A 26,704-nucleotide genomic window follows, 5' to 3' on the forward strand; every position below is an offset into this window, starting at 1 on the left:
CGAAAGCCGCAAGTTTTGCGGAACAGTTATTTAGTCATTACCAGCACGAAATTAGCTCTCTAGATTTGATTCCGGGTTCTAGAGGAGCGTTTGGTATTATGGTTAATGAACAGAAAATATATTCTAAACTTGAAACAGGTGAATACCCAGAAGTGAACAACATAATTGATGAAATAGCAAGACTGAAAGGGTAACATAGCTCTTACATGAAAAAATGATTTAGGTCTTACTCCAAGTCGTTTTTTTGTCTGTTCGAGAATGAATTATTTGGTTTTACAGCCTTTTCTGCTTATAATGAAAGGGATTTTCCGATAAAGACCTGCAGTAAGATGTCAAGTGGAAAATAAATAAATATTTATTTTTCAAGGTGCAAATTGCTTAAAAAAGACATTAGAAAACTAGACCAGTAAATAAATTACAATTACTGGAAGTATAATTAAAGGATGTAGAAGCTATTTATGCTTCATATAGCAACGCTCCTTTTGGCGTGTAGATTTGGTTTTTGCGTAGTAGCGCATCAACCAAACGCACTAATTCTTGCGGTTAGGGGGAGTGTTCTCTTATGTTGATGTTTAGGCGCTTCCTTGTACCTTTTCGTGTAATAGGCGCCGTATTCGGGAACTCGCCTTCTTATCGAGTTGGCGGTTCAACAAGATAATATCTCAAATACTGATTCCCGTTTCGCGTCATGAAATGTCCTCTGCTGTAAATCATCCTGACTGTTTCTTACGCCAGTACAACCCGGCATATTTGGCAACTTTGGTTTCGTCCTCAAAACGCTCAATTTGGCCAATCTCAGCAATGATGCCAGCTGTGAACACCGGACCCAAGCCAGGAACGGTCTGAAGCGTCTGCCGCAATCCGGCCTAATGCGTGTAATGGATTTATCTATTTCCTTGATCTGCCATTGAAACGTTTGAATGACCGTGATGGACGTAACGAGTATGGTATCAATTGTGTCTTCCACCACCTTATCCAGACGATATGAAGAACGAACGGCTTTTTGAATGGATTTGGCCACCTGTTCCGAGTCATCAAAGCGATTTTTACCCTTAGAGCGAAGATAGGCAGCTAATTCATCTAAGGCCATTCGTACCAGTTCTTCCAGGCTGTATTGTTCCAGAAATAAATCCATCATGGCTTTACCAAAAACGGACGATCCCACTCTTCCGTTTACGTACGTATTGCATTTAAAGCTAAGGTACTGTAGAAATCGTTGTTTTTCCTGCGTAACCTGACGTAGCAGCTGATATCTCGCTCGTGTTAATTATTGCAGGGCAAGGTACTTCTCTTCTTTCACAACAGACATGGGCAATCGGCCAAATAGGAGATAGTCAGCAATGACAAAAGCATCAATTTCATCGGTCTTGTCCAGGTCGCTATAGCTCTTTTTGAAATTGGTAATCTGCTTGGGATTCATCACGAATACTTTCGTCCCAAGGCCACGCATAAATTCATCGTTGTGTAAAAACATGGATGGATGAAAGCTGTATACACTGGTGGATTCAAGCCCGATTCGTAGCACATCAACCGACTGGCCCTTGGTTGTATCGAGAATGATATCTCTAAGCTGTGTTGTACCCGGTAGATCATTCTCGATGGTGAAGGACTTAAGCTTCTCTCCTTTGCCATATAAAAAGCAACCTTGATATCAAACGAACTCTCATTTAATCGACAAATAATTTCATGGGGTATTCCTCCCTTCGATTTAGAATCACTGAAAGTTGTTTCTTGGACGCTCTGAGATATCCCTAGTGTGGACGCTGATCAGCAGCCTCCATATGAGTACTATCCTTGTATCGAAAGCCGCCCCGGGAAGATCGACACGTACACTGGGAAACAGTCTTTATAATGTGGTAAGCCACAAGGAGTGTAAGAATTGTCCCAAATGATCCTAAGACCATTATCTGGGAATATCTCAGAGCATCCAATTTATTGACATTCTGAAAACGGGTTTTTTCTAGTAATTTATAGGCTGAATTAAAGAGCCTAAATATAATATACGAGGAGTGTGCTTATGAAGCATTTACTACGCGAATTGCCACCAGTCCATGAACTGCAAAAAAGCGATCGATTTATCAACAATGTTAAGCGTTTCAATATACCTGAAACCCAAATAACGGAGGTAATACAAAGTGAATTACAGCTATTACGTGGTCAGTTGTTAAGTGAGAATGTACCTAAAGAGGCTACTACCAAACAGGCAATCATTGAATACATTTGGAGTAATGTGGAGAAAAAACTACATACATTTGAAAAAGATCGATTATTTCGAGTTATTAATGGAACAGGTACAGTTTTACATACAAATTTAGGGCGGTCTAGGTTAAGTGAAGAAGCTATTCGACATGTTGCCGGCATAGCTGGCAATTATTCTAACCTAGAATATCAATTCACCGATGGGAAACGGGGTTCTAGACATGATATTCTTGAGGATTTGTTAACGAAGGTTACAGGAGCAGGAGCAGCTATGGTTGTCAATAACAATGCAGCGGCGGTCCTTCTTGTGTTACGTGCATTAGCTAAGGAAAAAGAAGTGATTGTGTCAAGAGGTCAACTTGTTGAAATAGGTGGTTCATTTCGTGTTTCATCTATCATGGAAGAAAGTGGAGCGCTAATAGTTGAAGTAGGAACAACAAATAAAACGCATTTATATGATTATGAACATGCGATAGGTGACAACACAGGAATGATTCTGAAGGTACACACCAGTAATTTTAAAACGATTGGTTTTACAGAATCGGTTTCCACAAAAGAATTAGTGGAATTAGCTAAGCAAAAAAATGTTGTCTTTTATGAAGATTTAGGAAGTGGTTCATTATACGATTTTCGGCAACTGGGCATCGGGGAGGAGCCTTTAGTTAAAGAAGTGTTGGCATCCGGCGTCGACTTAGTAAGTTTTAGTGGAGATAAATTATTAGGTGGTCCGCAGGCTGGGATTATTGCAGGAAAAAAGGAACTCATTCAACAGCTTAAAAGGCATCAACTAGCTAGGGTGCTTCGTGTAGATAAAATGACATTCGCAGGCTTGGAAAAAACATTACGTGCCTATTTATCTGAAAAAAGCGCAAGGGAGTTGCCAACCGTTCGAGATATTGTGAAATCGAGTGATTATATACGAAACCAAGCAACTTCATTCATTCAAGCAGTAGAACGCCCTGCTTACGAATTAGATCTGCTGGAGGATATTTCACAAATTGGTGGCGGTACAATGCCAGGGGTGGAGCTCCCAACTTATGTTGTTGCCATTACACATAAAAAATTGTCTGCCCATTTGTTAGCGGAGAAACTAAGGAAAGGTAATCCGGCGGTAATAGCTCGTATTAAAGACGAAAGAGTTTTACTCGACTTTAGGACGATAAGTAATACAGAAATGCCTGAACTAATCGGAGTTTTTATTAGCATAACCTAGTGTGTTTGTATTCAAAACGTTAATTGGTGTTGTATGTTGTCAGGTTTGTATTAGAGACTATTGACCAGAGGGGAAATCTTTAAGTAAATACTTTGTCAATAGAGAAACAGTTGTGGTCAAATTATATGATAGGAGGTGATAATAGGATGACTGTAAAAGTTAAAGGATATTCTGATTATGTTTGTCCCCTCTTGTTTTATTACAGAAAAGTCTCTAGAAGAAGCAATAAATGGAAAAGATGTATGAAGGAATAGCACATTGTGCTACATTGAAACAAGCAAGATACCTACAATGAAGAGTGGTTGAAAGATTTCAACGGACTGGAGTTGAACTTGAGTAAAACGAAAATTGGCATACTGTAATAATGATAGACAGACAATGGAACTATACGAATATTTCTTTCGATTTTCCAGAATACACAATTCGACCACACTCAAAGAACAAATATTGAAAATCATTACAAAGCTCCTTCCCATCTATTGCTGACATGGCAAAGAAAGCTATCAGAAAAGAAGTGAGAAGTAAGTAAGCACAAATCAAAGCTGATAAAATTTTGAAGGATATTTCCAGTATGTTTAATAAAAAATCAAAGTATGAATTAATTATTATGGACAATTCTATAAATCATTAATGTATAGTGTATTGCGATACATCAATAGTTACTTTGTAAAATGGGTTCGCCGAAAATACAAGAAGCGAAAACATCGAAGAAAAGCAGAACATTGGTTAAGGGCTATTGCACAGCAAGAACACAAGTTGTTTGCGCATGGTAAATATGGAATGCCACAATTGATGGGAGCCGTATGATTGAAGATCAACAATCTGGCGAAATAGTTTTTCTTTCTAATGATGCTAAAGAACTCGAAAGGGCACTAAGTTCCTTTTAAGAGAATGATTTTAATGATTAAAAGATAAATTTAAAAATTCTTTTGGTAATTCAAAAGAGAAAATGTCTACTTCATGGGCAGAATATTTGGATGGATTTATACAAGGTGTAGAAAAATTTTACTCGGATAAGCAAAAGTATTTCGATAAAATGACTGATGTTAGAAAAGCATTAAAAACTCATAGTTATGAACCAATACCGAAATTAATAAATGAAGCAAAAGAATTTAGTGAGGGCTGATATTCAGTCCTCTTTTTATTTGTTCGCCAGGCATGGCGACTATCTAGGTGGTGAGAGTCCACTGTGGGGGTACACATCAACTAACCACTAGAGAAGCGCAAGGACATATCGCGAGGTAAGGGCTGAAGGAAGCGTGTATCAAAATCTTGGCTCGACGAACAGGAATCTGATACCAAGGCTCTGTATGTGGATAAGACTCCAAAACAAGTTAAAGTCCTAAAGATGTGCGTAATCTTACAGAGTAAATCAGGCGAGTAAAAGAGGAAAGATAGTTGTCTTACCCTGGGAGGTCTCACGGATAGCTAAGGAGTCCCCTAAAAAGAAAGCTAGTCAAAAAAGGTTAATCGTGAGAAGTCAGCCGAAGCCGTAGTAATGATGAAAATCATGAAGGGCTGAACAGTTTATAGTGTTTCTACGCCAGGACTGCACGAAGGATAATCTTCTGAAGTTTTTAAGCAATCAAAACATGAACGATGCCTACAAACGGGTGTACCGTAATAAAGGTGCAAGCGGGGTGGATGGAGTATCTGTGGAAGAACTGAAGGCTTACTTGAGGGAACATAAGGATGAACTGCGAACCCAAATTCGAAAAAGGAAATACCAACCAGCACCAGCACTTCGAATAGAGATTCCGAAAGAGAATGGGAAAATGAGTAAGTTAGGTATCCCAACAGTTGTCGATAGAGTGGTACAACAAGCAATTAGCCAAAAACTCAGTCCCATATTTGAAAAACAATTCAGCGAATACAGCTACGGGTTCCGACCAAGAAGAAGTTGCGGGATGGCAATAATTCAAGCGTTGGAATATATAAATGATGGGTATGAATAGTTAGTGGATATCGACCTAGAGCGATTCTTCGATACAGTCCATCATGATAAGCTGATGAGAATCATCTCCCACACGGTAAAAGATGGAGATGTGATTTCTCTTATACGGAAATACCTCGTAAGTGGTGTGATGGTTAACGGAAAATACGAAGATACACCGATAGGAACACCGCAAGGAGGCAATCTTAGTCCACTTCTAAGTAACATTATGTTGAATGAGTTAGACAAAGAACTGGAAGCAAGAGGACTGCGTTTCGTTAGATACGCAGATGATAGTCTTATCTTCGTCAGAAGTGAGAAAGCAGCAAGTGGGATACTTACTTCTATTTCAAAATTTATCGAAAAGAAATTGGGATTAAAAGTTAATGTGGAAAAGAGCAGAATCTCACGCCCTAATAAAACAAAATTTCTAGGATTTGGTTTCTATTATGATCCTAATAAAAAGAAGTTTCAACCAAGACCACATGGAAAGTCGATTCGGAAATTTCAAAGGAAACTGCGACAGCTAACGAAACGAAACTGGGGCATCTCACTAGACGATAGAACCGTCAAGTTAAAACAGGTCATCTTCGGCTGGGTCAACTACTTCAAGATAGCTAACATGAAGAAAATTCTTGCGACAATAGATGCAAAGCTCCGCTCCAGAATTCGGGTAATCATTTGGAAGCATTGGAAGAACAGTAAAAAGAGAATAAAATCTCTCGTTCAGCTTGATATACCCAAAGAAGAAGCCAAAGGCTTAACTTACTGTAGAAAAGGTTACCGATTTATTGGACTATCGAAGGTCGTACAGATAGCCTTATCCAACAAGCGACTAAGGCGAAGGGGAATCCCCTTTGCCTTAGACCACTATCTAAAAGTACACACTGAAATATAAATTGAACCGCCGTTACGGAACCGTACGTACGGTGGTGTGAGAGGGGCGAAAAGTTCTTAACTTTTCCCTCTACTCGATTGAGAAAGGCGGTTTCATATGGATGAAAGAATTATTAAGTTAGAAATAGAAATGATGTAAAAACATGCTTAAAAGTTGCATAAGCTAGATGAAAGAATGGTTAAAGAAGATATTAAATCAATAAAAGGCAATGCAACATGGATATTGCGGTTAGTTTTAAGTGCAATTGTTATGACTTTATTAGTGGTAATTATTAAAGGAGGAATTTAAATGTTTGAAATTTATGATGTGGCGATTATTCCATTGATTTTGGCAATGGTGGAGTTAGTTAAAATAGTGGGTTTACCAGTGAAATATAGCCCATTTGTAGCAGTTGTATTAGGTCTTGCATTCGGTATTTTTTATTTAGATGCAAGCTTGAAACAAAATATCATCGTCGGACTGATGTATGGACTTTCAGCAACTGGTTTGTATAGCGGTACTAAGAACATGACTCAAACCAAAGAGGAGGAACACTAATGACTAAACGAAAAGGAATAGATGTATCGGAACAACTAAAAGATATTGATTGGGATAAAGTTAAAGTCGATGGAATTCAGTTTGCCATGCTGCGAATAGGAATTAATAGCGATACCGATACGATGAAAAATTTAAGAGTAATGTTTAAGAATGTGAACGTGTAGGCATCCATTGGGGTGCCTATTTATAAAGTTACGAGTGAGGTGGACAACGCCTTAAGGTTGTTAAAAGTAAAAAATCCATCTTATCCCATCTCTTTTGATATCAAGGATGCAAACGGATATAAAAAGCGACATGGTATATCTTCTGATGCTGAATTAGTAGAGATTTGTTACACTTTCTTAGATGTGGTGAAGGGATGTAGGCTATTATGTCAGTCTTTACGCAAATAAAAGTTAGCTAGATAATCAACTTAACAGAAGTAAATTAAATCGATTTGATAATTGGGTAACTCAATGGGGAGAAACATGCAGCTATGACAAATCTTTTTATTAAATGTAGCAGCACACAAATAGTGGAAGTAAACAGAATCAACGGAAGTGTAAATACGAACTATGCATACCGTGATTTCACTTCTGTTACTGGTAATGAAATGAAAGTAACTAGCAAATCGAGACAAAAACCTAGAAAAGAAGATTAAAGACATATTAGCTTTAGGGTATATATTCAAATTACTAAAATTTTTAATGCTGCATTTATATGCTACAAGCCATCAAGTACTAAATCTAAAAAACTCGATACAGCTAAGAAAAGTGAAAAATTACCGATAGCTAGATCTATCCCGGGATGGCATGAAGTCATTCACAATGGTCGTCGACCTTATACGAATGCAGATTAAGCAAAAAGTGTATAATAAATAAAACATCACGACTCCACACGACTAGCCCTTCTCATTTGAGAGGGGCTAATAACTTATTAGAGGTGATAAGCAATGAGTTATGAACATAAAATAAAAGAATTAGAAGATAAAATTACTCGCTTAGAATCAAACAAAATAATGGAAAATCTATTAGTCTCTAATATTCCAGATTGGACAATTTCCCCATTAAATAAAGTTAAAGCAAAAGGGATTATTCCTTACTCATTCAAAAAAGGTGGAGTTGATTAATAATAACATTATCTAACTAATTTCTTTACTTTTTCACCAATATCATCAATGGTGTTTATTGCTGTATTTAATGTCAACCTCCCTGATAAAAAGAAGTTGTACTTCTTTACTTGATCAGCAGTAACATTGTGCCAGATTGGAAGTATCATTTAACTCGAAGTACACAAGACCTATTTGAATTAATCGATTACATATGGAGTAAGAAAGCAAACCAAAAATCACTACAAATGGTCCCTCTTTATTCCATTAAAGGCCAATATCTTGAATAACTTACTAAGATTGTAAACTGGTAAAGTTGAGTATTGGTTGTAGTTATCGAGAGCGTAAAAAGTTTTGTGTAAATGGATATACTTTCCAATAAGGAGATGATCATTTATGCAAGACTTTTTTCATGACAAAACCGTTAAAGATTTGGCAAAGGAATGTCGTACTGTAGAAGATGTTCAAGAGATGATGAAGCTTTTATTTAAGGATACCATTCAACAGGTATTTGAAGCTGAGTTAGAGAATGAATTAGGTTATCAGAAACATAGTACCACTGGTAATAATACCGGAAATAGCCGAAATGGATACAGTAAGAAAACGGTAAAATCTAAATATGGGGATACCGAATTGGATATTCCAAGAGACCGAAATGGTGACTATGAACCAAGGATTATTAAGAAATAGAAACGACTGTCAACGGAATAGAAGATCAAATACTGGGACTTTATGCGAAAGGTATGTCAACGAGGGATATTGAAAGCCAGATACAGGATTTATACGGAATTGACGTTTCTCCTACCATGGTTAGTAAAGTAACCGATAAGATTATGCCTTTAGTTAAAGAGTGGCAATCACGCCCTCTTAATCGGGTTTATCCGATCGTTTATTTAGATGCAATTCACTTTAAAGTTCGAGATGAAAATAGAATCGTTAACAAAGCTGCATACAGTGTTTTAGGGATTAATATAGATGGTCAAAAAGAAATACTTGGTATCTGGATAGGAGAAAACGAAAGTGCTAGTTTTTGGCTGGGAGTATGCACAGATCTTAAAAATAGAGGTGCAGAAGATATACTAATCGCTTGTAAGGACGGGCTTTCCGGCTTTTCAAAGGCTATTAGCTCTGCGTTTCCTAAAACAGAGATACAGTTATGCGTTATCCATCAAATACGCAATTCAATGAAATATGTTTCCTACAAGGAACAAAAAGAAGTAATGAAGAACTAAAAGAAAGTCTATCAAGCATTAACCCTAGAAGAAGCCGAACTGGCCTTGAATGCTTTCAAAGAAAAGTGGGGAAAAAAGCATCCTAATTATTATTCGATCCTGGGAACAAAACTGGTTAGAATTGACCGCCTATTTCAGTTATCCTAAGGAAATCAGGAGAATCATATACACGACGAACATTATCGAGGGGTATCATCGACAACTTAGAAAAGTCACAAAAACAAAGTCTGCTTTCCCATCTGATGATGCATTAAGGAAAATGATATATTTGGCAACCATGGATATTACTAAAAAATGGACTATGCCAGTACAAGGATGGAAAGAATGTATATCACAGCTAGCCATTCATTTTGGAGAACGTCTAGAAACCGAAATTGCATTATAACTGTTAGTTTGGTTCCGGCTTGACATGGAGCCTCTGCGGGCGTGATGGATTGGCGATACCTTTAAAAAACAAAGCTATCGCCAATGCAAAAGCGAGCGTATCACGCCCGCTTCTCCACGTAAAGCCTTTATATTTTATTGTGTGCAATTCCCATTTACACAAAATAGTTTATATTCCCTAGTTATCAATAAACAATTGAAACATGCGTTTTCCTTGAAATAAAAAAAACCTCTCTAAATTTCTTTTAATTAGGAAATTTCATGAGAGGTTTGTTTTTTTAGTTGTTAATCTACGAAAAATATTTCCGGGTTTCTTCACGTATTTGTTTGGGCAAGACACGATTAAGTTCTTCATTTAACCATGAAAGAGTTTTACTACGTAAATCATCACGCATTTTTTCTTCCGCAGAGAGCATAACTAAATTGATGGTACAAAAAGAGGGAGCTGAACAGCATCCTTCCCGATACAAATAGCCATTATCTTTGATATTTTTACATTGAAAAATAGGCTTATGACCTTCAACTGCTTCAACTACATCCCAAAAGGAAACATCTTCTGGAGATTTAGCAAGTTTATATCCACCCTTCACACCGGGGACAGAGCTAACAATACCAGCTTTAGATAATTTACCGAAAACTTTTGATAGAAATGTCTCGGAAAGTCCTTGGAACTCTGCCAAATCCTTTATTCCTACACTTTCTTTGGAAGGAACATCAATTAAATAAACTAGACAATGTAAAGCATATTCAACGCCGACACTGTATTGCATAAAACTCACCTGCTTTTTTAAAGATTTTCAAATTGTATCTTAGGTGAATTTAGAGTCTTAGTCAAATAGAGGATTTTGGTAAACCATCTTCACTTGACAAAAATAATTATAGCATATATTATAGATGATGCCAATCGTCGATCAACTTAATCTCTAATTGGAACCTATTTAGGAGGAAATAAATTGGAACAAAGACTGGAACTACAAAATAATCAAATTAATAGTGGTGGAACAATGAATATTTTACAGTTAATAGCTCATCCTGATTACAACAATCAAAAAAGAACAGCAAACCGTTTAGCAGATGTTGGATTAAAAACTTTACAAGAAAAATTAAATGGTCAAGGAACAATCAAAGTATTAAATGTTTACGATCCAAATAATTTTATCCCGCAAGTTACTGCTGACACTTTAAATTTTACTAATCCTAAAGAAATGTCTGCTGAACGATTAAAAAATCATGAAGCACAATATAAATTAATTAAACAATGGAAGTCAGCAGATTATATTTATATTTACATGCCTTTGCATAATTGGAATGTGCCTGCAAAGTTTAAAGACTATCTGGATAATATTCTAACTGCAAGAGAAACATTCAAATACACTGAAACTGGTTCAGTTGGATTGATGTCAGACGAAACTACCAAGGTCACATTTATCCTTACGAGTGGAAGTGAATATGATACTAATTACCGATATGTAAATTTAGATATTGCACCAAAATATATGCGCGGAGTACTGCACATGATGGGAATTAACAAAATGAAATTAATACGTTGTCAAGGCTTAGACATGTATACTAACGACAAAGAAGAAATAATAAAATCAGCTGAAAAAGAATTAATAGGTTATATTAACTCACAATCTTTCTAAACTAGAAAAATCAGCGACCTTTTGAATTAAAGGGAGGGGTATTAAAATCCAGAGTTAACTAAGATTTTTAAGGAGGTAATTAAAAATGGAACAACGAATTGATTATTACAATGTAGCACCAGAAGCACTTAAAATCATTATGGAAATGGACAAGTATACGAAAACTACAGGTATAGACCGGAAACTTCGTGAACTTATAAAAATTCGGGCTTCTCAAATAAATGGTTGTGCATACTGTATTAACATGCATACAGCTGATGCTAGGAAAATGGGAGAAACGGAACAACGTTTATATTGTATTAGTGCTTGGAGAGAGTGTACATTTTATTCAGATGCGGAAAAAGTAGCTCTTGAGTTGACAGAGTACGTGACTTTAATCTCAACAAAACATGTGCCAGATGAGCTTTATCAACGAGTACGTGAGCAATATGACGAAAGACAATATGTTGATCTTGTTCTAATTATCAATCAAATCAACAGTTGGAATAGAATTTCTATCGCAATGGGAAATAAAGCAACTGAAAAATAATTATTCTAAGGCGGACATCTTATAGTGTTCGTTTCAGATGCATTTAATAATATTGTTTATATTCAGCAATTGGGCGTTATAATGAAGGCCCAATTGCTCTATTTTAATTTACGGAGAAGTTAGGCTATTAATAATGGAAAATTCCTTAACGTTGTAAGTGGAGTTTCATGACGCTACCCTCCAAAAGACTTTCTCCCGTCTGAACTACATAAGTAGAACCTGGAATAACCAGTGCCTTGACAAGAACAAGACGACTGTTCTCACTAAGCCCATTTAAAGAGGTAATTTTTTCTTTATTTACTCCATATTTCTGAAAAAATTCCCACACAGGCTGTCTCCCTGTTTCACCTCATAAATACTTGATCATGCCCTATTTCAGGAAGTATCAAGCATACAGCCATGATAATACTCATAATTATAGTTTTTATCATCTTGTATTATCCTTTTTAAAATATGATTTCTTTTAGCACAGCGATAACCGTATTTTAAAAATGTCCTATCTTTATCAAACAGTATGTTGTTAAGGGATATCTACAGCAAATTGTTATTGAAGGCTATTTTTTGAATTGATATCTTGTACCGGAATCTTTTTAATAATGCTAACAAATCCTCTTATAGTAAATAGGCTAAAATTCACACATAGAAATGTATGAAATATAGACCACCTTTTCCATTCAAATAACCTTGTCTTTTTTTCCATCCACCATTGGCAAATTGACATTGGTACACTGAAATAAAGGCTTTTAAGTAAAATTGAAGTTGGTGGAGCATAATAAGTAATTTGACTCCATACTACGCTAAGAAGAGGAAAATATAGTAAATTATATAAAATATTTGTTTTAAATATTTTTGGAAAAAATCTAACAGGATATTTAATCCGACCTGTTCCTACTGCGAAATTATCAACAATGGTTGCTAATACACCCTTACTGAAAAATACAAGTAACCATATGATCAATCCCTTTTTCTTGAACAAAAAAGGTATCGATGCAAGACATGCTACAAGTAACCCCCTTAACATTAATCGTTCCATCCTAAGTTCATCCTTTCAACCGCTTTTTTATGTTATTTTGTACAAAGCAAAACATAATATGCATTGCTAGAAATTCTTAAATGAATTCGGGATATTATATAATTCGGTGAAATTTTTACCATATCCTCTGATTTGAGATTGGCACTCTTCATTTCTTTATGCGCAATAGTGCGGTTTCCCTTTAGCGAGCACAGCTCGTTTTACTAGCTTCAGATCATTTAAGAGGGACCTAAAAATTCATTAGCTGCCCCTACAAGTTTACAGTCGCCGTGGCATATACGACTTGTTGTGGACCGAATCCTTCAAAGGACCGTTCAACTAGTGCCAGGATTCAATGAATATAGGGATTCTTTTGGGGCAAAAGTATATCGTGCCGTATTCTTATAGCATCGTTTTAAAAATGACCGTTGGGTTAAAAGGGATGGTATAATTAACTTATGATTTCCTTAGCAGTATGAATAAATGAATGAAGTAGAAGTGATTTTTTGATATATAATATATAGTGTACCTGCAATAATTATTACGTAAAATATAAATTTGACGAAGTTATTAATAAAAGCTAAACTAATTTTAGCGGGGTGGTCAAAATGAGTATAGATAAGAAACAACGTTATTATGAGAGGGTAGAGGAAAAAGTAAAAGAGCTTCCCTGGTATGTTGGTGAATACATAGATAAAAAACGAAGAAAACTATCTTCAGCATCACTTCTAAACTATTGCCATGATTATATGATTTTTTTCGATTGGATATTGGCAGAAGGGTATTTTAAGGGGAAACGGGTAGATGTATCACTTGAAATACTGGAAAGCCTAACAGTACAACAAATTGAAGATTTCTTATCCTTTTTAGAATTTAAATTAGAGAATTCTGCATCAACCATTAATCGAAAATTATCTGCACTAAAGTCTTTATTTCATTACCTACAGAATATCGCAGAAACAACTGACTTGAAGCCATATATTCTAAGAAATGTGATGGCGAAGATAGAATTAAATGTTGTTAAGGAAGACCAAGAAACAATCGCCAATCGAATGGAAGGAAAAATGCTGCGAGGAGATGAATATGAAGAGTTTCGTCAATTTGTAGCCCATGAATACGGTTTGGTACATAAAGACAACAAAAAGCTCGTTAATTTCCATAAGAAAAACTGCGAGAGAGATACAGCTATTATTTCATTAATTCTAGGATCTGGCCTTAGACTATCTGAAGTAGTTGGTCTTAATTTAGATGATATTGACTGGAAAAAGAGCACTGTTCAGGTTATTAGAAAAGGGAACAAGGAACAATATGTTTATTTTAGTGAACAAGCTACATTTGATCTAAAGGAATATCTATCTATTCGTAAAAAAAGATATGAGGTTAATAAAAGTACCAAAGCATTATTTGTTGCATCGACCATGGGACCAAAAGGAACAACTAGAAGATTAACAGAACGGTCAATTGAAAAGATAGTTGAAAAGTATGCTAAAGCATTCGGTAAACCATCATTATCGGTACATAAGTTAAGACATTCATTCGCAACCAGATACCATCTTGAAAACAATAATGTGCCTAAGTTAAGGAGACAATTGGGACATTCTTCTATACAAACGACTATGATATACACTCATCTCACAAATGAAGAAATGCATGAAGCAGTAAATAAGGCAGATAAATAAATACAAAAATCACTGGCTGTGGGAGATTTTATGCCCACAGTTTTTTTGGTTTCAGTATTTTTGTGTCACAACCAGTCCAATTTATGTAAAGATGTATGTGTTAAACAAGAAATTCAGTATATTTGTGTCACTAAATTATTAAAAACATTGGATGAATAAATTAATTTTAAGCATTATAAGGAGAATTTTAATAAAATAACTATAAAAAAGATAGGAATATAGGAAAAGGCGACGGGTTCAGTATTTTTGTGTCATTATCTTCAGTATTATTGTGTCACTCGTCATGATTGTAATTCCATGATTTCATGGATTATCTTTCTGTATATTTTCTAGGTTACATAATATGTATTATCGGAAGTTATAAAAATAAAGTGATTTACGATCTCAATATCTAAGAATACTTATGATAGTGAGATAAAATTAAAATTTAGCGCTATAAATGATCAAATTATTTATAGCGCTTTTTTGTTATTTATAGATATATTTTGCAGTTGGTCTAAAAATCGTATTATTGTTTAATTGTTCAATTGCATGTGCACACCAGCCAACAATTCGACTAGAACTAAATATTGCTGTAAATAATTCTGGATCAATATTCAATGATTTCATGATTGCTGCTGCATAATATTCTACATTTGTATAAAGTTTTTGGTTCGGTTTATAGTTATTTAATATTTTGATCGTTTCTTTTTCAGTTCTTAACGCTAATTTTATCCATTCTGGTAAATCATCTAGTTCAATAATCTTATTTTTCAAAGCTTCTGCACGTGGATCGACAGTTTTATATACTCTGTGGCCAAATCCCATTATACGTTCTTTATTTTCGAGTTTCTTGTGAATAATTTCACTAATGCGATCTTCTGTTCTAATTTCATCTAATAATTGAATTACTCCTGTTGGTGCACCACCATGTAACGGTCCTTTCATCGTACCTATTGCTGATGTGATTGCTGATACTAGATCGCTCTCAGTTGAAATTGTAACGCGAGCAGAAAATGTGGATGCATTTAATCCATGTTCCATGGTCATTATCAGGTATGTTTCAAGCATTTTCGCATGTGTTGGATTTAAGCTATCCGTGAGCATATACATAAAATTATATACATGATTTATGGAATCGTCTGGATTAATAATAGGTAAATTTTTCATTTTTCGATATCGATAAGCAATTATTGTTGGCATCACTGCAATTAACTGAATTGCATGATCAATATAGTTATAACTTTTTAGTGTTATTGACGAAATTATTGTTCGTAATACATCCATCATGGATTGATTACGCGGTAATTGGTCTACAATATGTTTCACATATTCAGGTAATTCGCGATTTTCTTTTAATGCTGATTCAAACAATAATAAGTTCTCTTTAGTTGGAAATGCACCATGTAGTAAATAATAAGCCGTTTCTTCAAAGGTATGTTCGTTTATAATTTCTTTTATCGGTGTATCACGATAAAGTAAAATTCCATGCTCACCATCGATTTGACTCAATGAAGTTTCAACCGCTGTTACACCTTTCAAACCTGGTTTGTACACTGATCTCTCCCCTTTCCTATCTTATTTCAAGTATAATAAATATGAATTATTATTAAAATTTAATATTTTTTACTATAATAATAAATATCTCTTATTAATGAGGTGTAAATAATGGATACGCGGATATTGCAAACATTTGTATTAGCTGCTGAATATGAAAATTTTCGAATGGTTGCTGAAAAGTTATACATTACGCAGCCGGCCGTAACATTTCAAATAAGGCAGCTGGAAAAAGAATTAGGAGATAAATTGTTCGTTAAAAATGGAAGACATATACGGTTAACCGAGTTTGGAAGATTGTTTCATAAGGAAGCAAAAGAAATTATGGCACAGTATGAAAAAAGTTTAACGCAACTAAATCGATACCAACAAGGTTTTCATAAGACGATACGGATTGCTATTTCTCCCTTAATGGCAGAAACAATTCTACCTAGTATTTTAGCACGGTATACAAAAAAGTTTCCTAATGTTGAATTATCTATTCAAGTATTAGAATCAAATAAAATTTCTAATGCTGTAGAAAACGGTGAAGTAGATATTGGATTATCAAGTTTATCTGGATTTTCAACAGTTAAATCGTTAAAATTCCATGAAGAGCCAGTAAGTCTTGTTTGTAGTCATGACGGATATGATTCTGAAACTGGCCCCATTATCGATGCACATAATCTCTTGGAAAGGAATATTATTTTTACAGACAATCATCCAACTTATTGGGGAACGATAAAAGAACAACTAAAGACTTCCCTATTAACTTATAAACTAATGAAAGTTAACCAATCTCATATCACTAAACGTTTTGTATTAGAAGGAATTGGTGTTAGTTTTTTACCAAAATCAATAATAAATCGAGAAATATTAGAAGGAAGTTTGTTAGAAGTACCTGTGCCGTTCCTAACATTACCAACAGCGAGTATGTACATTCTATATAAATATAAACACCAACTAGAAAGCGATTTTGTAAAGTTCATTTCAAATTACCATTTTAGTTAAGAAAAAAGCAGCCATTTGGCTGCTTCAGTAACGCTCAGTGAAGAGTTATTCTATATCAACTTTATTTAATGGTCTTTTAGCTGGACCTTCAATTACTTCTCCAGTATACGAATATCGTGATCCATGGCAAGGACAATCCCATGTTCTGTCACCAGAATTCCAGTGTACTTCACAGCCTAAATGCTGACATGTGGTGTCTAATGCATGCAGATTGTTGTCCTTATCTTTATAAACTCCAGTGCGTTTTCCGTTAATTCGGGTTACGGTTGCATCATCTGGAGTGAGCTTATCGATATTATTTTCTGTATATTCAAGCTTTCCTTTAATTAAATGTTTCGCTACATCTGCGTTTGTAGTAGTGAATTTTTTAATTGCTGGATCAGCTTGAAACCTTGCTGGTGAATATAGATCTTGATAAGGTGTATCATTATCCAAAATCATATCAGTAATATGCTTTGCGGCGATCGTTCCGTTTGTCATCCCCCATTTGCGAAAGCCTGTTGCAACAAAAACAGATTGCTGTGCTTTCGTAACTGGTCCTATATATGGAACTTTGTCCAATGTAGTTAAGTCTTGAGCAGACCATCGATAAGCAAACTCGTTAATCCCAAAATGTTGATCAGCATATTTTTGAAGTGCCTCATAATGTTTCATTGTTGATTTTCCTTGACCAGTTTTATGATTTTCACCAACAATTAGCCACAGATCCTCTCCTTTAATCCTTGCTCCTCTAACTGACCTTGTTGGTTTTTCTGCATTTATGTACATACCACCAGGAAATTTTTTGTCTGATTTAACAGCTATTATATAGGAGCGTTCAGGGTACATTCGTGTTGGGTAAAATCCTTGACCATCATAGAACGGATAGTGTGATGCTTGAATTACGTAACGACACGTAACACGTTTTCCATCTCTAGTGATAATACTTGGATGTTTATTATACTCGACATCTACCGCAGTTGTTTGTTCATAAAACTGTACACCGTTTTCCACACACTGCTCAACCAATACTTTTAAATATTTTAATGGATGAAACTGTGCCTGATTTTTCATGATTAATGCCGACTTTGTTGAAACATCTAAAGGAATGTCATCAACTAATTCACTATCAATTTTTAGTTTTTCATAAGCCTTTTTCTCCGTTTCCAATTGGGATATGTAGGCTTTAGCATCAGTAAAAATATATGCATCTTCTTTTTTGTATTCACAATCAATATCATGCTTTTCTACTAAGTGCTCGATTAATTGTTTCGCTTCCTTACATGCATCATAATACAAAGATGTTTTTTCGATTCCAAAATGCTGCATTAATTCATCGTAAATTAGACCATGCTGTGCAGTTATTTTGGCTGTCGTATGTCCAGTCGTACCATTTAAAATAACCCCCGCATCAAGCACAGCGACTTTAACATTTTCCTTGGCTAATAAATAAGCAGCTGTAATTCCGGTAATTCCACCACCAACGATACCTACATCTACACTTATTGAATCTTCCAGTTTTGGAAATGAAGGTAATGATACGTAATCCCTCCAAAAGGGCTCTGGAAATTGTGGCATCCTACTATTTTCTGACATCTATATCCGCTCCTTTAATTGTTGCAGTACTCACTAACTGTTATTTTTTACCGTGTCATTGTTAATTATACTCATAAATTAAAATAAAAGGCGATTCTAAATTTGCTTCAGAATCGCCTTTTGTTTTATTCTTTTAATAACTTACTTTCTTCGGATCTACTATGGATCTCATTAACAACTAATAATGAATGAAATTGAGTAATCATTTCTCTGGTAACTTGTCCACCAGCTAACTTTTCATTAATTTTATTCAAAATAATTCGCAGTAAATCATGGTCACGTGTCAACATATGTATTTCTTTTTCTAACTCGGGATTTTCTTCAAGTATTTCTTTATACAATCCATCTTCCTCTGCATCTGCATGTGCAATTACCCGTTTTTCCCAATGTTCAGCTAATGCCTTTGCAGCCTTCAAGCAATCATTCATTCGTTCATCATGTAATAACTCTTCTGTCACTATAGTTAAGTCACGAGCTTCCACAAATGCCCCATCATGAATGGAACGATGGGAAGCTAGTTTTCGTAATGCTGGTCCTGTAGCCATATTTTTATCCCCCAATTAAACTAATATTCTCACGTATAGTATTATATCACAAACGGAAACGTCCCAGCACCGACAGCAGTTGATACAGGGACGTTGTATTAAATATCTTTTCTCTCGGCAACTTTAACTTTTTGATATGGCTTTACATTTCGATAAACGACATAATTTCTCGTTAAATACTTAATTGGTAAACTAAATACATGAACGAGTCTTGTGAATGGCCAGATAGCGAATAGTAAAAATGCTAATAATACATGTAATTTAAAGCCGATAGGTGCTTCAGCCATTGTTGCGATCATGGCCTGAGAAGGCTGTAAAATAATGATTTGCCTTAACCAAGGCCCAATTGTTACCCGGTAGTCAAATGTTCCCCCGGAAGCTGTATACCCTGCAGTGTTTGTAAAACCAACCAGAACAACAATCCCAAGCATGATTAGCGCAACATAGTCACTTTTAGAGCTGTTTTTGACCACTCGTTTTATAGATACACGCCTTAGAAATAGGAAAAATCCACCTATTACAACAGCAAGACCAGCTAATCCACCAAACCAAAATGCTCCGAAATGATACATGTGATCAGATATGCCAAATAATGTATACCACTGCTTAGGAATTAATAATCCTGCTACGTGACCAAAAAATACAAATATTATCCCCCAATGAAACACTGTACTACCAAATCGTAACCGTTTTTGTTCTAAAAACTGACTAGATTTTGCCGTCCAGCCAAATTGATCTGTATTATACCGATATATATGACCTAATATAAAAATCGTTATAGCTATATAAGGGAATACAACCCAAAGAAAAATATCAAGGTTCGACATAAGCATAACCCTTTCAATTAAGATATTTTTGTATCCTTTAGAGTTTCAACTGATATATCAATTGCTGCTTTAAGTAGAAAATGATAATCACTATCATTTTCTACTAAATCTTTTTCTAATTTTTTAATTGAATTTAAATGTAGCTTCAATAAACGTTGAATATATTTTTCATCGGCAACAGCAAGAAATTCTAATATCATAGGTAAATAATCGGGTAATTCATCTGTTTCCGCTACCAATTCAGAATCAGCAAATAGTTGTCTTAATTTAACTAAAGCCGCTCCTCGTTCACGTGAATCCTTGAAGACATTGTACGTAAGGTTAAGTGTTGCAATACCATGAAAATCAAATGTTTTTACATACTTCTCGCATAGTTGATCAAATGGAGTTGTTTCCAAATAGGAAATAAATGCTTTTAAATAAGTATTTACTGTTGGATTTTCAATCGTATCAACCTCTTCTTTTATCTCGGGTAAGATAGAAAACCATTCTTTATCCGGATAGTGTAAAAAATTTGCTGTAATTTTATACACTTTTTGGTGAGTCTTCATCTAATTCCCTCCAAAATCCACTTTCATAGTATTCTAATGGATTTGCCTCTCCTTGGCTGCCACCCATACAGCTCTTACAAGCTTCCATAAATTCAAAACCTGCTGAACCTTGTCTGGCATACATATCACCTGCATCCTCACGATGGGACTTAGGAATTACATAACGATCCTCATATTTAGCTATAGCGGAAAGCTGGTACATCTCTTCGGCAACTTCTTCTGTCATTCCTGCTTCTTCTAATATGGACTTATCAAAGTCTTTGTTTAACTCCTTATAACGCATATAGGTGCGCATTGCCACCAATTTTTTTAAAACACCCTTAATAACTTCTGTGTCGCCAGCAGTAAATAAACTTGCCAGATAGTCAATGGGTATTCGGAATTGATTAATCGTTGGAAAAATAACTTCTGGACTTAGTGAATTTACCTGGCCACCTAGAGCATTCATAAAAGGACTCAATGGTGGAATATACCAAACCATAGGCATCGTTCTATATTCAGGATGTAAAGGTAACGCAATTTTTTGTTCAACAGCAAACTTATAAACCGGTGATCGTTGTGCCGCTTCAATCCAATCTTCAGGGATACCTTGCTTTAATGCTTCTTTTTGAATTACTGGATCAGATGGATCTAAAAATGTTCCAAGCTGCGCTTCATATAAATCTTTATCGTCTTCAACAGATGCCGCATCTAATACTTTATCCGCATCGTATAAAACAATTCCTATATACCGCAAACGCCCAACACACGTTTCTGAACAAATGGTTGGCTGGCCATTTTCAATACGTGGAAAACAAAATGTGCATTTTTCTGCTTTATGTGTTTTCCAGTTGAAGTAAACTTTTTTATAAGGGCAACCAGTCATGCAATAACGCCAGCTACGGCAAGTATCCTGATCGACCAGTACAATTCCATCTTCCTCCCGCTTATACATTGCCCCAGACGGACATGACGATACACAAGAAGGATTTTGGCAATGCTCACATATTCGTGGCAAATACATCATAAACGTTTCTTCAAATTCAAATTTTATCTGTTCGTCCAAACCTTTCATATTTGGATCATTTTTGCCTGTATCATAAACCCCCGCTAAATCATCCTCCCAGTTTGGCCCCCACGTAATATCCATGTATTCACCAGTTAGCTGCGATTTTGGTCTTGCAACAGGTTGATGATCTTTCTCAGGACTATTTACTAAATTTTCATAGTCATATGTCCAGGGTTCATAATATTCATCAATTTGCACAAGGTTTTTGTTATAGAAAATATTTAGAAGCTTACTCACCTTACCGCCAGCTCTTAATTCCAATTTTCCATTCTTTACATGCCAACCACCCTTTCGCTCCTCGTTATCCTCCCATTCCCGTGGATAACCAACGCCAGGTTTTGTCTCTACATTATTCCAATACATATACTCGGTTCCAGGTCGGTTTGTCCATGTGTTGCTGCACGTCACACTACACGTATGACAGCCAATACATTTATCAAGATTCATTACCATGCCAAATTGCGCTCTAATCTTCAAGCCAATCCACCTCATCCCTTTCTATTTTTCGGATAATTACTTGTTCATCACGTTGATTACCAGTTGGACCATAATAGTTAAAACCGTAACTCAGTTGAGCATACCCACCAATCATTTGAGTTGGTTTTATATGAATTCGAGTAGGACTGTTGAATGTACCACCACGGGTTTTGGTGATTTTAGATCCAGGAACATTTATCAAACGATCTTGTACGTGATACATATAAACAATCCCACTTGGTATCCTGTGACTAACAACCGCTCGTGCTACTACAACGCCATTTCGGTTATACATTTCAATCCAGTCGTTGTCCTTTATATGAACCGATGCAGCATCCTCGTTGTTCAGCCATACATGTGGCCCACCTCTAAATAGTGTCAACATTGGTAATGTATCCCCATAAGTTGAGTGATAGGACCATTTAAAATGCGGTGTTAAGTAACGTAACGTTATCTCATTTTGAACGGATTCAGGCTTTCTGTCATTAGCATAAAAAGTCATTTGTTGTAACGGTGGCTTAAATGTCGGTAATCCTTCTCCAAATTCAAGCATTACATCATGATCAAGATAGAAGCTTTGTCGGCCAGTAAGTGTTCTAAATGGTATCATGCGTTCTATATTTGTTGTAAAGTTTTTGTACCTTCTGTTTCCAGTTTCAGAACCGCTAAATACCGGTGATGACAAAACCTTTCTTGGTTGTGTTGTAATATCATTGAATGAGATATGCTCTTCTGCTCGCTCGAAAACCAAATCACTGCAATCTTGCCCTGTTTTATCTTCGAGAGCTTTCCATGCTTTTAAAGCTAATGAGCCGTTGGTTGTACTTGAAAGTGTTAGAATCGTCTCAGCAACTTTTCGATCTGTTTCGATACTTGGCAGCCCCTTATAGTGTTTCGTATCTTTATTCGTTCCTACTAGTTTTTTAAGCTTGTCATATTCCTCCTTAGCATGCCAGCCAATGCCTTTTGCCCCAATTTGATCACAAACATTTTCGCCCAATGTAATAAACTTCTCATATACTTGTGGATAGTCACGCTCAATAATTTGAAGGCGTGGAAAATTGACTCCAGGAACAGGTTCATGTTCCCCATACTTCCAATCTGGTACTTTGCCATATGCTTGAGAAATTTCATCCTTTGAATCATGTAATAGTGGTGATGCAACAACATCCTTTATTGGTTCAGGAAAATAAGTCTTAGCCATTTCTGAGAATTTTTTTGCCAACGATTTAAATGCATCCCAGTCTGATCTTGATTGCCACGGTGCTGCAATTGCAGGGTTAAAAGGGTGTACAAAAGGATGCATATCTGTACTTGATAAGTCGTATTTTTCATACCATGTAGCTGCCGGTAATACGATGTCTGAATATAATCCCGTACCACTCATACGAAAGTCATAATTTATTAATAAATCTAATTTCCCTTCAGGCACTTCTTCAATCCACTGTATTTCATTTGTGTTTTTTTCTTCCTCTTGTTCGCTTAACGTTCCTTCATGTGTTCCTAATAAATGCTTTAAGAAATATTCGTGACCTTTTGCCGAACTCCCAATCAAATTTGCACGCCAAACAAAGAGTAATTTTGGGAAATTAACTGGATCACTAGGACTATCTACTGCAAATTTCATATCTCCAGATTTTAATTGTTCTACAATGGATTGGACAACTTTCTCATTTGATTTATTTCCAGCTAATTTTGTTGAATTTTTATTAAACTGTGGATATGATGGAAGCCATCCTAAACGCGCTGCCAACGAATTGTAATCTCCCAAATGTTGATAGCGACCTTTTTTGGTTAATGGAGATATGAGTGTATCAACCTTTTGATCTTCATACCGCCATTGCTCGGTAGCAAAATAGAAAAATGGTGTACCAGCATGTAATCGCGGTGGTCCACCCCAATCCCGTGCCATTGCTACAGTTTGCCAGCCTTCAAGTGGTCTTACCTTCTCTTGTCCAACATAATGTGCCCAACCACCTCCATTTACCCCCTCACAACCTGTTAATAATACAAGGTTCAAGATTGCTCGGTAGATGATATCAGAGTTATACCAATGATTTATACCAGAACCCATAATAATCATGGAACGACCGTTCGAGTCAATCGCATTTTGTGCAAACTCTCTAGCAATTTGAGCACAGTCTTCACGTTTAATCCCAGTAAGTTTTTCCTGCCATGCTGGAGTGAATGGTGCATTTTCGTCATCATACGACGCTGTAAAGTTAGCGTCCAAACCACGATTAACCCCACAGTTAGCCATAAGGAGATCCAAAACAGTCGTCACATATTTTTCTTTACCATCAATGATCGCCTTTTTGACCGGAACTGGTCGCTTGTAAACTTTTTTCTCAGAAACCATAAATTCTGGAAAACTAACATTAACAACGTCATCTGAATGTTGTTGGAATGTTAGAATTGGATCAATATCACCTAATTTGTTATCAGTGTCACGTAAATGAAGATTCCATGTTTTATTTTCTTCCCAGCGATGTCCAATTGTTCCATCAGGTGCTGCAAATTTTTCATTGTTTTTGTCATAAACAATTGTCTTCCATTGTGAATTTTCGATCTCCATATCAAGATCGTCTGCACGTAAAAATTTACCTGATTGATAGGAATCCCCCTCTTTTTCTAACGTAATTAAAAAAGGTAAATCTGTATATTTTTTAACATAGTTATTGAAATAAGGTATTTGCCTATCAACATAGTATTCCTTCAAAATAACATGTGTCATTGCCATAGCTAATGCTCCATCCATCCCCGCTTCTACTGGCAGCCATGTATCGGCAAATTTTACATATTCAGCATAATCAGGAGCAACAGCAACAACTTTTGTTCCTTTATACCTTGCCTCAACCATAAAGTGTGAATCTGGTGTACGGGTTTGTGGTAAATTAGAGCCCCAAACTAATAGATAACTTGAGTTGTACCAATCTGAACTTTCTGGTACGTCTGTTTGTTCACCCCAAATTTGTGGCGATGCTGGTGGTAAATCAGCATACCAATCATAAAAACTTAAAAGAGAGCCTCCAATTAAATTTAGAAATCTGGCACCACCTGCGTAACTTACCATGGACATTGCAGGAATTGGTGAAAATCCAAATATTCTATCAGGTCCGACGGTTTGAATGGTATGAATAATAGATGCGGAGATTAATGTATTAATTTCTTCCCATGTTGTTCTAACAAATCCGCCCTTACCACGTGCTGATTTGTATCGTTTTGATTTAACCGGATCTTCCACAATACTTTTCCATGCTTTAACGGGATCCTTTTGTTCATGCAAAGCATCCGACCAAATTTTCAATAATGTAGATCGAATATATGGATATCTCACTCTATGTGGGCTATAGGTATACCAAGAAAAACTTGCTCCTCTTGGACAGCCACGTGGTTCATATTCAGGCATATCTGGTCCGGTTGATGGATAATCAGTTTGCTGCGTTTCCCAAGCAATAATTCCATCCTTAACATGTACCTTCCAACTGCAAGAGCCAGTACAGTTTACACCATGTGTTGTTCGAACCACTTTATCATGTTGCCACCTGTTACGGTAGTATTGTTCAGATTTCCTGTCTTGTGGAGAACGTTCATACTGATCGTTTAACTTCTCGGATTTTCCAAAATAGGATAGTCTTTTCCAGAAAGGATTTGAAGATTGTTTCATGTTAGCACCTCCAATAAATGACAGATTCTTAGGAATTTTTTATAAAAATCACATATTTTTTAAAGCATAACATGGAAAATATTGTGTAACAACAAGTATGGAATTAAGCGTGATAATTGTCACATAAATGGATAAATATTAGGTCTTATTTCTTCATTACCTCAAAATGGCTTGGAATTTCAGTAGAACTTGAAGCTTTTGAAACTGCATTATAAATAGCTTGTTCGACAACTTGAGTTGCTAACATACTTAAACTATTTAAATCAACTTCAATTTGATTACTTGTTAATGCAAAGATAGTGTCACCATCTACAAATGTATGGGATGGATGGATTGCTCGTGCATACCCATCATGAGCAATTGATGCGATTTTATTTGCCTGTGATTTCGTTAGTTTAGCATTTGTTACGATTGCACCAATTGTCGTATTTCCTGAAAAGCGATTGGTTGATTGTTCATTCAGTTGCTCTTGTATTTTCAGTTCACTATTCAAAAAACTCTTTGTTGTTCGATCATAAACTCCAGCAATCACTTGGTTTGTTTTAAAGTTAACAATATCACCAAATGCATTAACTGCTACAACTGCCCCAATCTGTATATCACCAATTTGTATTGCATGAACCCCGACGCCACCTCGCATGGCATAATCATATCCTAAACACTTACCTACAGTTGCCCCAGTTCCAGCACCAACACTTCCTTCTTTAAATGAATTGTTGTTAAAAGCATTTTGACATGCCGTATATCCCATCGCTTTATCAGGTCTAATGAATGGATCACCAGGATATAAATCAAATAATATAGCACCTGAAACAATTGGCACCTTGGTAACCTGTACATCAAAGCCTATCCCATACTCTTCCAAGAACTTTATTACCCCTCCTCCAACATCGAGGCCGTACGCACTTCCACCTGATAAAAATATGCCATGCACTTCCTCTACCATGTTTATAGGGTTTAATACATCCGTCTCCCTAGTACCAGGTGAACCACCTCTCACATCTACACCTGCAACAGCCCCGTCTTTACATAAAATTACGGTACATCCAGTGAAAGCCTTTACATCATGAGCATGCCCAAACGAAAAGCCTTTTATTTCTGTTATATTAATTTTCTTCATAAATTCTCATCCCTTTCCCATT

At 35.9% G+C, this 26,704-nt stretch carries 23 protein-coding genes and 4 pseudogenes; 16 read left to right on the forward strand and 11 right to left on the reverse strand.

Features of this window, described 5'->3' with window-relative positions:
• Positions 1–2: 2 nt before the first annotated feature.
• Positions 3–194, forward strand: a pseudogene (locus CS937_RS19455) (Rdx family protein); the annotation flags it as partial.
• 262 nt (positions 195–456) lie between these two features.
• On the opposite strand, the pseudogene CS937_RS09800 reads toward CS937_RS19455, so the two are convergent.
• Positions 457–1,688, reverse strand: a pseudogene (locus tag CS937_RS09800) (IS110 family RNA-guided transposase).
• Between the two features lie 329 nt (positions 1,689–2,017).
• On the opposite strand from CS937_RS09800, the gene selA reads away from it, so the two are divergent.
• From selA to CS937_RS09825, 11 genes and pseudogenes are all read left to right on the forward strand, one after another.
• Positions 2,018–3,412, forward strand: coding sequence for an L-seryl-tRNA(Sec) selenium transferase (selA, locus tag CS937_RS09805; RefSeq protein ID WP_099158277.1), 1,395 nt, complete (start codon positions 2,018–2,020; stop codon positions 3,410–3,412).
• A gap of 949 nt (positions 3,413–4,361) precedes the next feature.
• Positions 4,362–4,538 (forward strand): hypothetical protein, encoded by a 177-nt coding sequence (locus CS937_RS19460; RefSeq protein ID WP_176555809.1) that lies wholly within the window; start codon positions 4,362–4,364, stop codon positions 4,536–4,538.
• A gap of 466 nt (positions 4,539–5,004) precedes the next feature.
• Positions 5,005–5,367, forward strand: coding sequence for an RNA-dependent RNA polymerase family protein (locus CS937_RS20000; RefSeq protein WP_425445464.1), 363 nt, complete (start codon positions 5,005–5,007; stop codon positions 5,365–5,367).
• A 3-nt stretch (positions 5,368–5,370) separates the two neighbouring features.
• Entirely contained in the window at positions 5,371–6,243 is an 873-nt protein-coding gene (locus CS937_RS19810; RefSeq protein ID WP_425445465.1) for a reverse transcriptase domain-containing protein, read from the forward strand.
• Positions 6,244–6,396: 153 nt separating this feature from the next.
• Complete coding sequence (locus tag CS937_RS19815; RefSeq protein WP_268233829.1) at positions 6,397–6,531, forward strand: hypothetical protein; 135 nt, start codon at positions 6,397–6,399, stop codon at positions 6,529–6,531.
• The gene (locus CS937_RS09815; RefSeq protein ID WP_099158278.1) at positions 6,532–6,780 is read left to right on the forward strand and encodes a hypothetical protein; all 249 of its coding nucleotides are present in this window, start codon (positions 6,532–6,534) and stop codon (positions 6,778–6,780) included.
• Entirely contained in the window at positions 6,780–6,944 is a 165-nt protein-coding gene (locus CS937_RS19465) for a glycoside hydrolase family 25 domain-containing protein (protein WP_176555810.1), read from the forward strand. The genes CS937_RS09815 and CS937_RS19465 overlap by 1 nt, the downstream gene beginning before the upstream one ends.
• A 311-nt stretch (positions 6,945–7,255) precedes the next feature.
• A complete protein-coding gene (locus CS937_RS19470; RefSeq protein WP_176555811.1) occupies positions 7,256–7,420 on the forward strand; it encodes a hypothetical protein in 165 nt (54 codons plus the stop codon).
• Positions 7,421–7,711: 291 nt separating this feature from the next.
• The gene (locus CS937_RS19475; protein WP_176555812.1) at positions 7,712–7,888 is read left to right on the forward strand and encodes a hypothetical protein; all 177 of its coding nucleotides are present in this window, start codon (positions 7,712–7,714) and stop codon (positions 7,886–7,888) included.
• Positions 7,889–8,037: 149 nt separating this feature from the next.
• Positions 8,038–8,115: pseudogene (locus CS937_RS19905) on the forward strand (recombinase family protein); the annotation flags it as partial.
• Positions 8,116–8,263: 148 nt separating this feature from the next.
• Positions 8,264–9,484 (forward strand): annotated as a pseudogene (locus tag CS937_RS09825) (IS256 family transposase).
• A gap of 289 nt (positions 9,485–9,773) precedes the next feature.
• Here CS937_RS09825 and CS937_RS09830 read toward each other — a convergent pair.
• The gene (locus CS937_RS09830; protein WP_099158279.1) at positions 9,774–10,253 is read right to left on the reverse strand and encodes an RrF2 family transcriptional regulator; all 480 of its coding nucleotides are present in this window, start codon (positions 10,251–10,253) and stop codon (positions 9,774–9,776) included.
• A 183-nt stretch (positions 10,254–10,436) separates the two neighbouring features.
• Between CS937_RS09830 and CS937_RS09835 the strand changes: the two genes are divergently transcribed.
• Complete coding sequence (locus CS937_RS09835) at positions 10,437–11,126, forward strand: FMN-dependent NADH-azoreductase (RefSeq protein WP_099158280.1); 690 nt, start codon at positions 10,437–10,439, stop codon at positions 11,124–11,126.
• An 85-nt stretch (positions 11,127–11,211) separates the two neighbouring features.
• A complete protein-coding gene (locus CS937_RS09840; protein WP_099158281.1) occupies positions 11,212–11,655 on the forward strand; it encodes a carboxymuconolactone decarboxylase family protein in 444 nt (147 codons plus the stop codon).
• A 544-nt stretch (positions 11,656–12,199) separates the two neighbouring features.
• On the opposite strand, the gene CS937_RS09850 is transcribed toward CS937_RS09840, so the two are convergent.
• Complete coding sequence (locus CS937_RS09850; RefSeq protein WP_099158283.1) at positions 12,200–12,688, reverse strand: CBO0543 family protein; 489 nt, start codon at positions 12,686–12,688, stop codon at positions 12,200–12,202.
• A gap of 587 nt (positions 12,689–13,275) precedes the next feature.
• On the opposite strand from CS937_RS09850, the gene xerS reads away from it, so the two are divergent.
• The gene (xerS, locus tag CS937_RS09855; RefSeq protein WP_099158284.1) at positions 13,276–14,346 is read left to right on the forward strand and encodes a tyrosine recombinase XerS; all 1,071 of its coding nucleotides are present in this window, start codon (positions 13,276–13,278) and stop codon (positions 14,344–14,346) included.
• 468 nt (positions 14,347–14,814) lie between these two features.
• Here the strand turns inward: xerS and CS937_RS09860 are convergent, their stop codons facing one another.
• Positions 14,815–15,882 (reverse strand): citrate/2-methylcitrate synthase, encoded by a 1,068-nt coding sequence (locus CS937_RS09860; RefSeq protein ID WP_099158285.1) that lies wholly within the window; start codon positions 15,880–15,882, stop codon positions 14,815–14,817.
• Positions 15,883–15,993: 111 nt separating this feature from the next.
• Here CS937_RS09860 and CS937_RS09865 point away from each other — a divergent pair, with 111 nt between their 5' ends.
• Positions 15,994–16,872 (forward strand): LysR family transcriptional regulator, encoded by an 879-nt coding sequence (locus tag CS937_RS09865; protein ID WP_099158286.1) that lies wholly within the window; start codon positions 15,994–15,996, stop codon positions 16,870–16,872.
• 45 nt (positions 16,873–16,917) lie between these two features.
• On the opposite strand, the gene CS937_RS09870 is transcribed toward CS937_RS09865, so the two are convergent.
• The 7 genes from CS937_RS09870 to CS937_RS09900 form a co-directional block, all read right to left on the reverse strand.
• The gene (locus CS937_RS09870; protein ID WP_099158287.1) at positions 16,918–18,447 is read right to left on the reverse strand and encodes an FAD-dependent oxidoreductase; all 1,530 of its coding nucleotides are present in this window, start codon (positions 18,445–18,447) and stop codon (positions 16,918–16,920) included.
• 125 nt (positions 18,448–18,572) lie between these two features.
• Positions 18,573–18,992, reverse strand: a complete 420-nt coding sequence (locus CS937_RS09875; protein ID WP_099158288.1) for a hypothetical protein — start codon at positions 18,990–18,992, stop codon at positions 18,573–18,575.
• A gap of 98 nt (positions 18,993–19,090) precedes the next feature.
• The gene (gene narI / locus CS937_RS09880) at positions 19,091–19,819 is read right to left on the reverse strand and encodes a respiratory nitrate reductase subunit gamma (protein ID WP_099158289.1); all 729 of its coding nucleotides are present in this window, start codon (positions 19,817–19,819) and stop codon (positions 19,091–19,093) included.
• A gap of 17 nt (positions 19,820–19,836) precedes the next feature.
• Complete coding sequence (gene narJ, locus CS937_RS09885) at positions 19,837–20,370, reverse strand: nitrate reductase molybdenum cofactor assembly chaperone (RefSeq protein ID WP_099158290.1); 534 nt, start codon at positions 20,368–20,370, stop codon at positions 19,837–19,839.
• Positions 20,345–21,895: a nitrate reductase subunit beta gene (gene narH, locus CS937_RS09890; RefSeq protein WP_099158291.1), complete on the reverse strand. Its 1,551-nt coding sequence runs from the start codon at positions 21,893–21,895 to the stop codon at positions 20,345–20,347. The genes narJ and narH overlap by 26 nt, the downstream gene beginning before the upstream one ends.
• Positions 21,885–25,562, reverse strand: coding sequence for a nitrate reductase subunit alpha (locus CS937_RS09895; RefSeq protein ID WP_099158292.1), 3,678 nt, complete (start codon positions 25,560–25,562; stop codon positions 21,885–21,887). The genes narH and CS937_RS09895 overlap by 11 nt, the downstream gene beginning before the upstream one ends.
• A 145-nt stretch (positions 25,563–25,707) precedes the next feature.
• Positions 25,708–26,682, reverse strand: coding sequence for a P1 family peptidase (locus CS937_RS09900; protein WP_099158293.1), 975 nt, complete (start codon positions 26,680–26,682; stop codon positions 25,708–25,710).
• Positions 26,683–26,704 lie beyond the last annotated feature (22 nt).

Origin of the sequence: Virgibacillus ndiopensis (assembly GCF_900187325.1) — a bacterium.
Taxonomy (GTDB): Bacteria; Bacillota; Bacilli; order Bacillales; family Amphibacillaceae; genus Virgibacillus_E; species Virgibacillus_E ndiopensis.

What these genes read in the sequence shown, in the direction of transcription:
- CS937_RS09865 (WP_099158286.1), top strand. Translation starts at nt 15,994, where the DNA reads ATGGATACGCGGATATTGCAAACATTTGTATTAGCTGCTGAATATGAA.
- CS937_RS09815 (WP_099158278.1), top strand. Translation starts at nt 6,532, where the DNA reads ATGTTTGAAATTTATGATGTGGCGATTATTCCATTGATTTTGGCAATG.
- narJ (WP_099158290.1), bottom strand. Translation starts at nt 20,370, where the DNA reads ATGAAGACTCACCAAAAAGTGTATAAAATTACAGCAAATTTTTTACAC.
- CS937_RS09850 (WP_099158283.1), bottom strand. Translation starts at nt 12,688, where the DNA reads ATGGAACGATTAATGTTAAGGGGGTTACTTGTAGCATGTCTTGCATCG.
- CS937_RS09895 (WP_099158292.1), bottom strand. Translation starts at nt 25,562, where the DNA reads ATGAAACAATCTTCAAATCCTTTCTGGAAAAGACTATCCTATTTTGGA.
- xerS (WP_099158284.1), top strand. Translation starts at nt 13,276, where the DNA reads ATGAGTATAGATAAGAAACAACGTTATTATGAGAGGGTAGAGGAAAAA.
- CS937_RS09870 (WP_099158287.1), bottom strand. Translation starts at nt 18,447, where the DNA reads ATGTCAGAAAATAGTAGGATGCCACAATTTCCAGAGCCCTTTTGGAGG.
- CS937_RS09830 (WP_099158279.1), bottom strand. Translation starts at nt 10,253, where the DNA reads ATGCAATACAGTGTCGGCGTTGAATATGCTTTACATTGTCTAGTTTAT.
- CS937_RS20000 (WP_425445464.1), top strand. Translation starts at nt 5,005, where the DNA reads ATGAACGATGCCTACAAACGGGTGTACCGTAATAAAGGTGCAAGCGGG.
- CS937_RS19470 (WP_176555811.1), top strand. Translation starts at nt 7,256, where the DNA reads ATGACAAATCTTTTTATTAAATGTAGCAGCACACAAATAGTGGAAGTA.
- CS937_RS19465 (WP_176555810.1), top strand. Translation starts at nt 6,780, where the DNA reads ATGACTAAACGAAAAGGAATAGATGTATCGGAACAACTAAAAGATATT.
- narI (WP_099158289.1), bottom strand. Translation starts at nt 19,819, where the DNA reads ATGTCGAACCTTGATATTTTTCTTTGGGTTGTATTCCCTTATATAGCT.
- CS937_RS09840 (WP_099158281.1), top strand. Translation starts at nt 11,212, where the DNA reads ATGGAACAACGAATTGATTATTACAATGTAGCACCAGAAGCACTTAAA.
- CS937_RS09900 (WP_099158293.1), bottom strand. Translation starts at nt 26,682, where the DNA reads ATGAAGAAAATTAATATAACAGAAATAAAAGGCTTTTCGTTTGGGCAT.
- selA (WP_099158277.1), top strand. Translation starts at nt 2,018, where the DNA reads ATGAAGCATTTACTACGCGAATTGCCACCAGTCCATGAACTGCAAAAA.
- CS937_RS19475 (WP_176555812.1), top strand. Translation starts at nt 7,712, where the DNA reads ATGAGTTATGAACATAAAATAAAAGAATTAGAAGATAAAATTACTCGC.
- CS937_RS09875 (WP_099158288.1), bottom strand. Translation starts at nt 18,992, where the DNA reads ATGGCTACAGGACCAGCATTACGAAAACTAGCTTCCCATCGTTCCATT.
- CS937_RS19460 (WP_176555809.1), top strand. Translation starts at nt 4,362, where the DNA reads ATGTCTACTTCATGGGCAGAATATTTGGATGGATTTATACAAGGTGTA.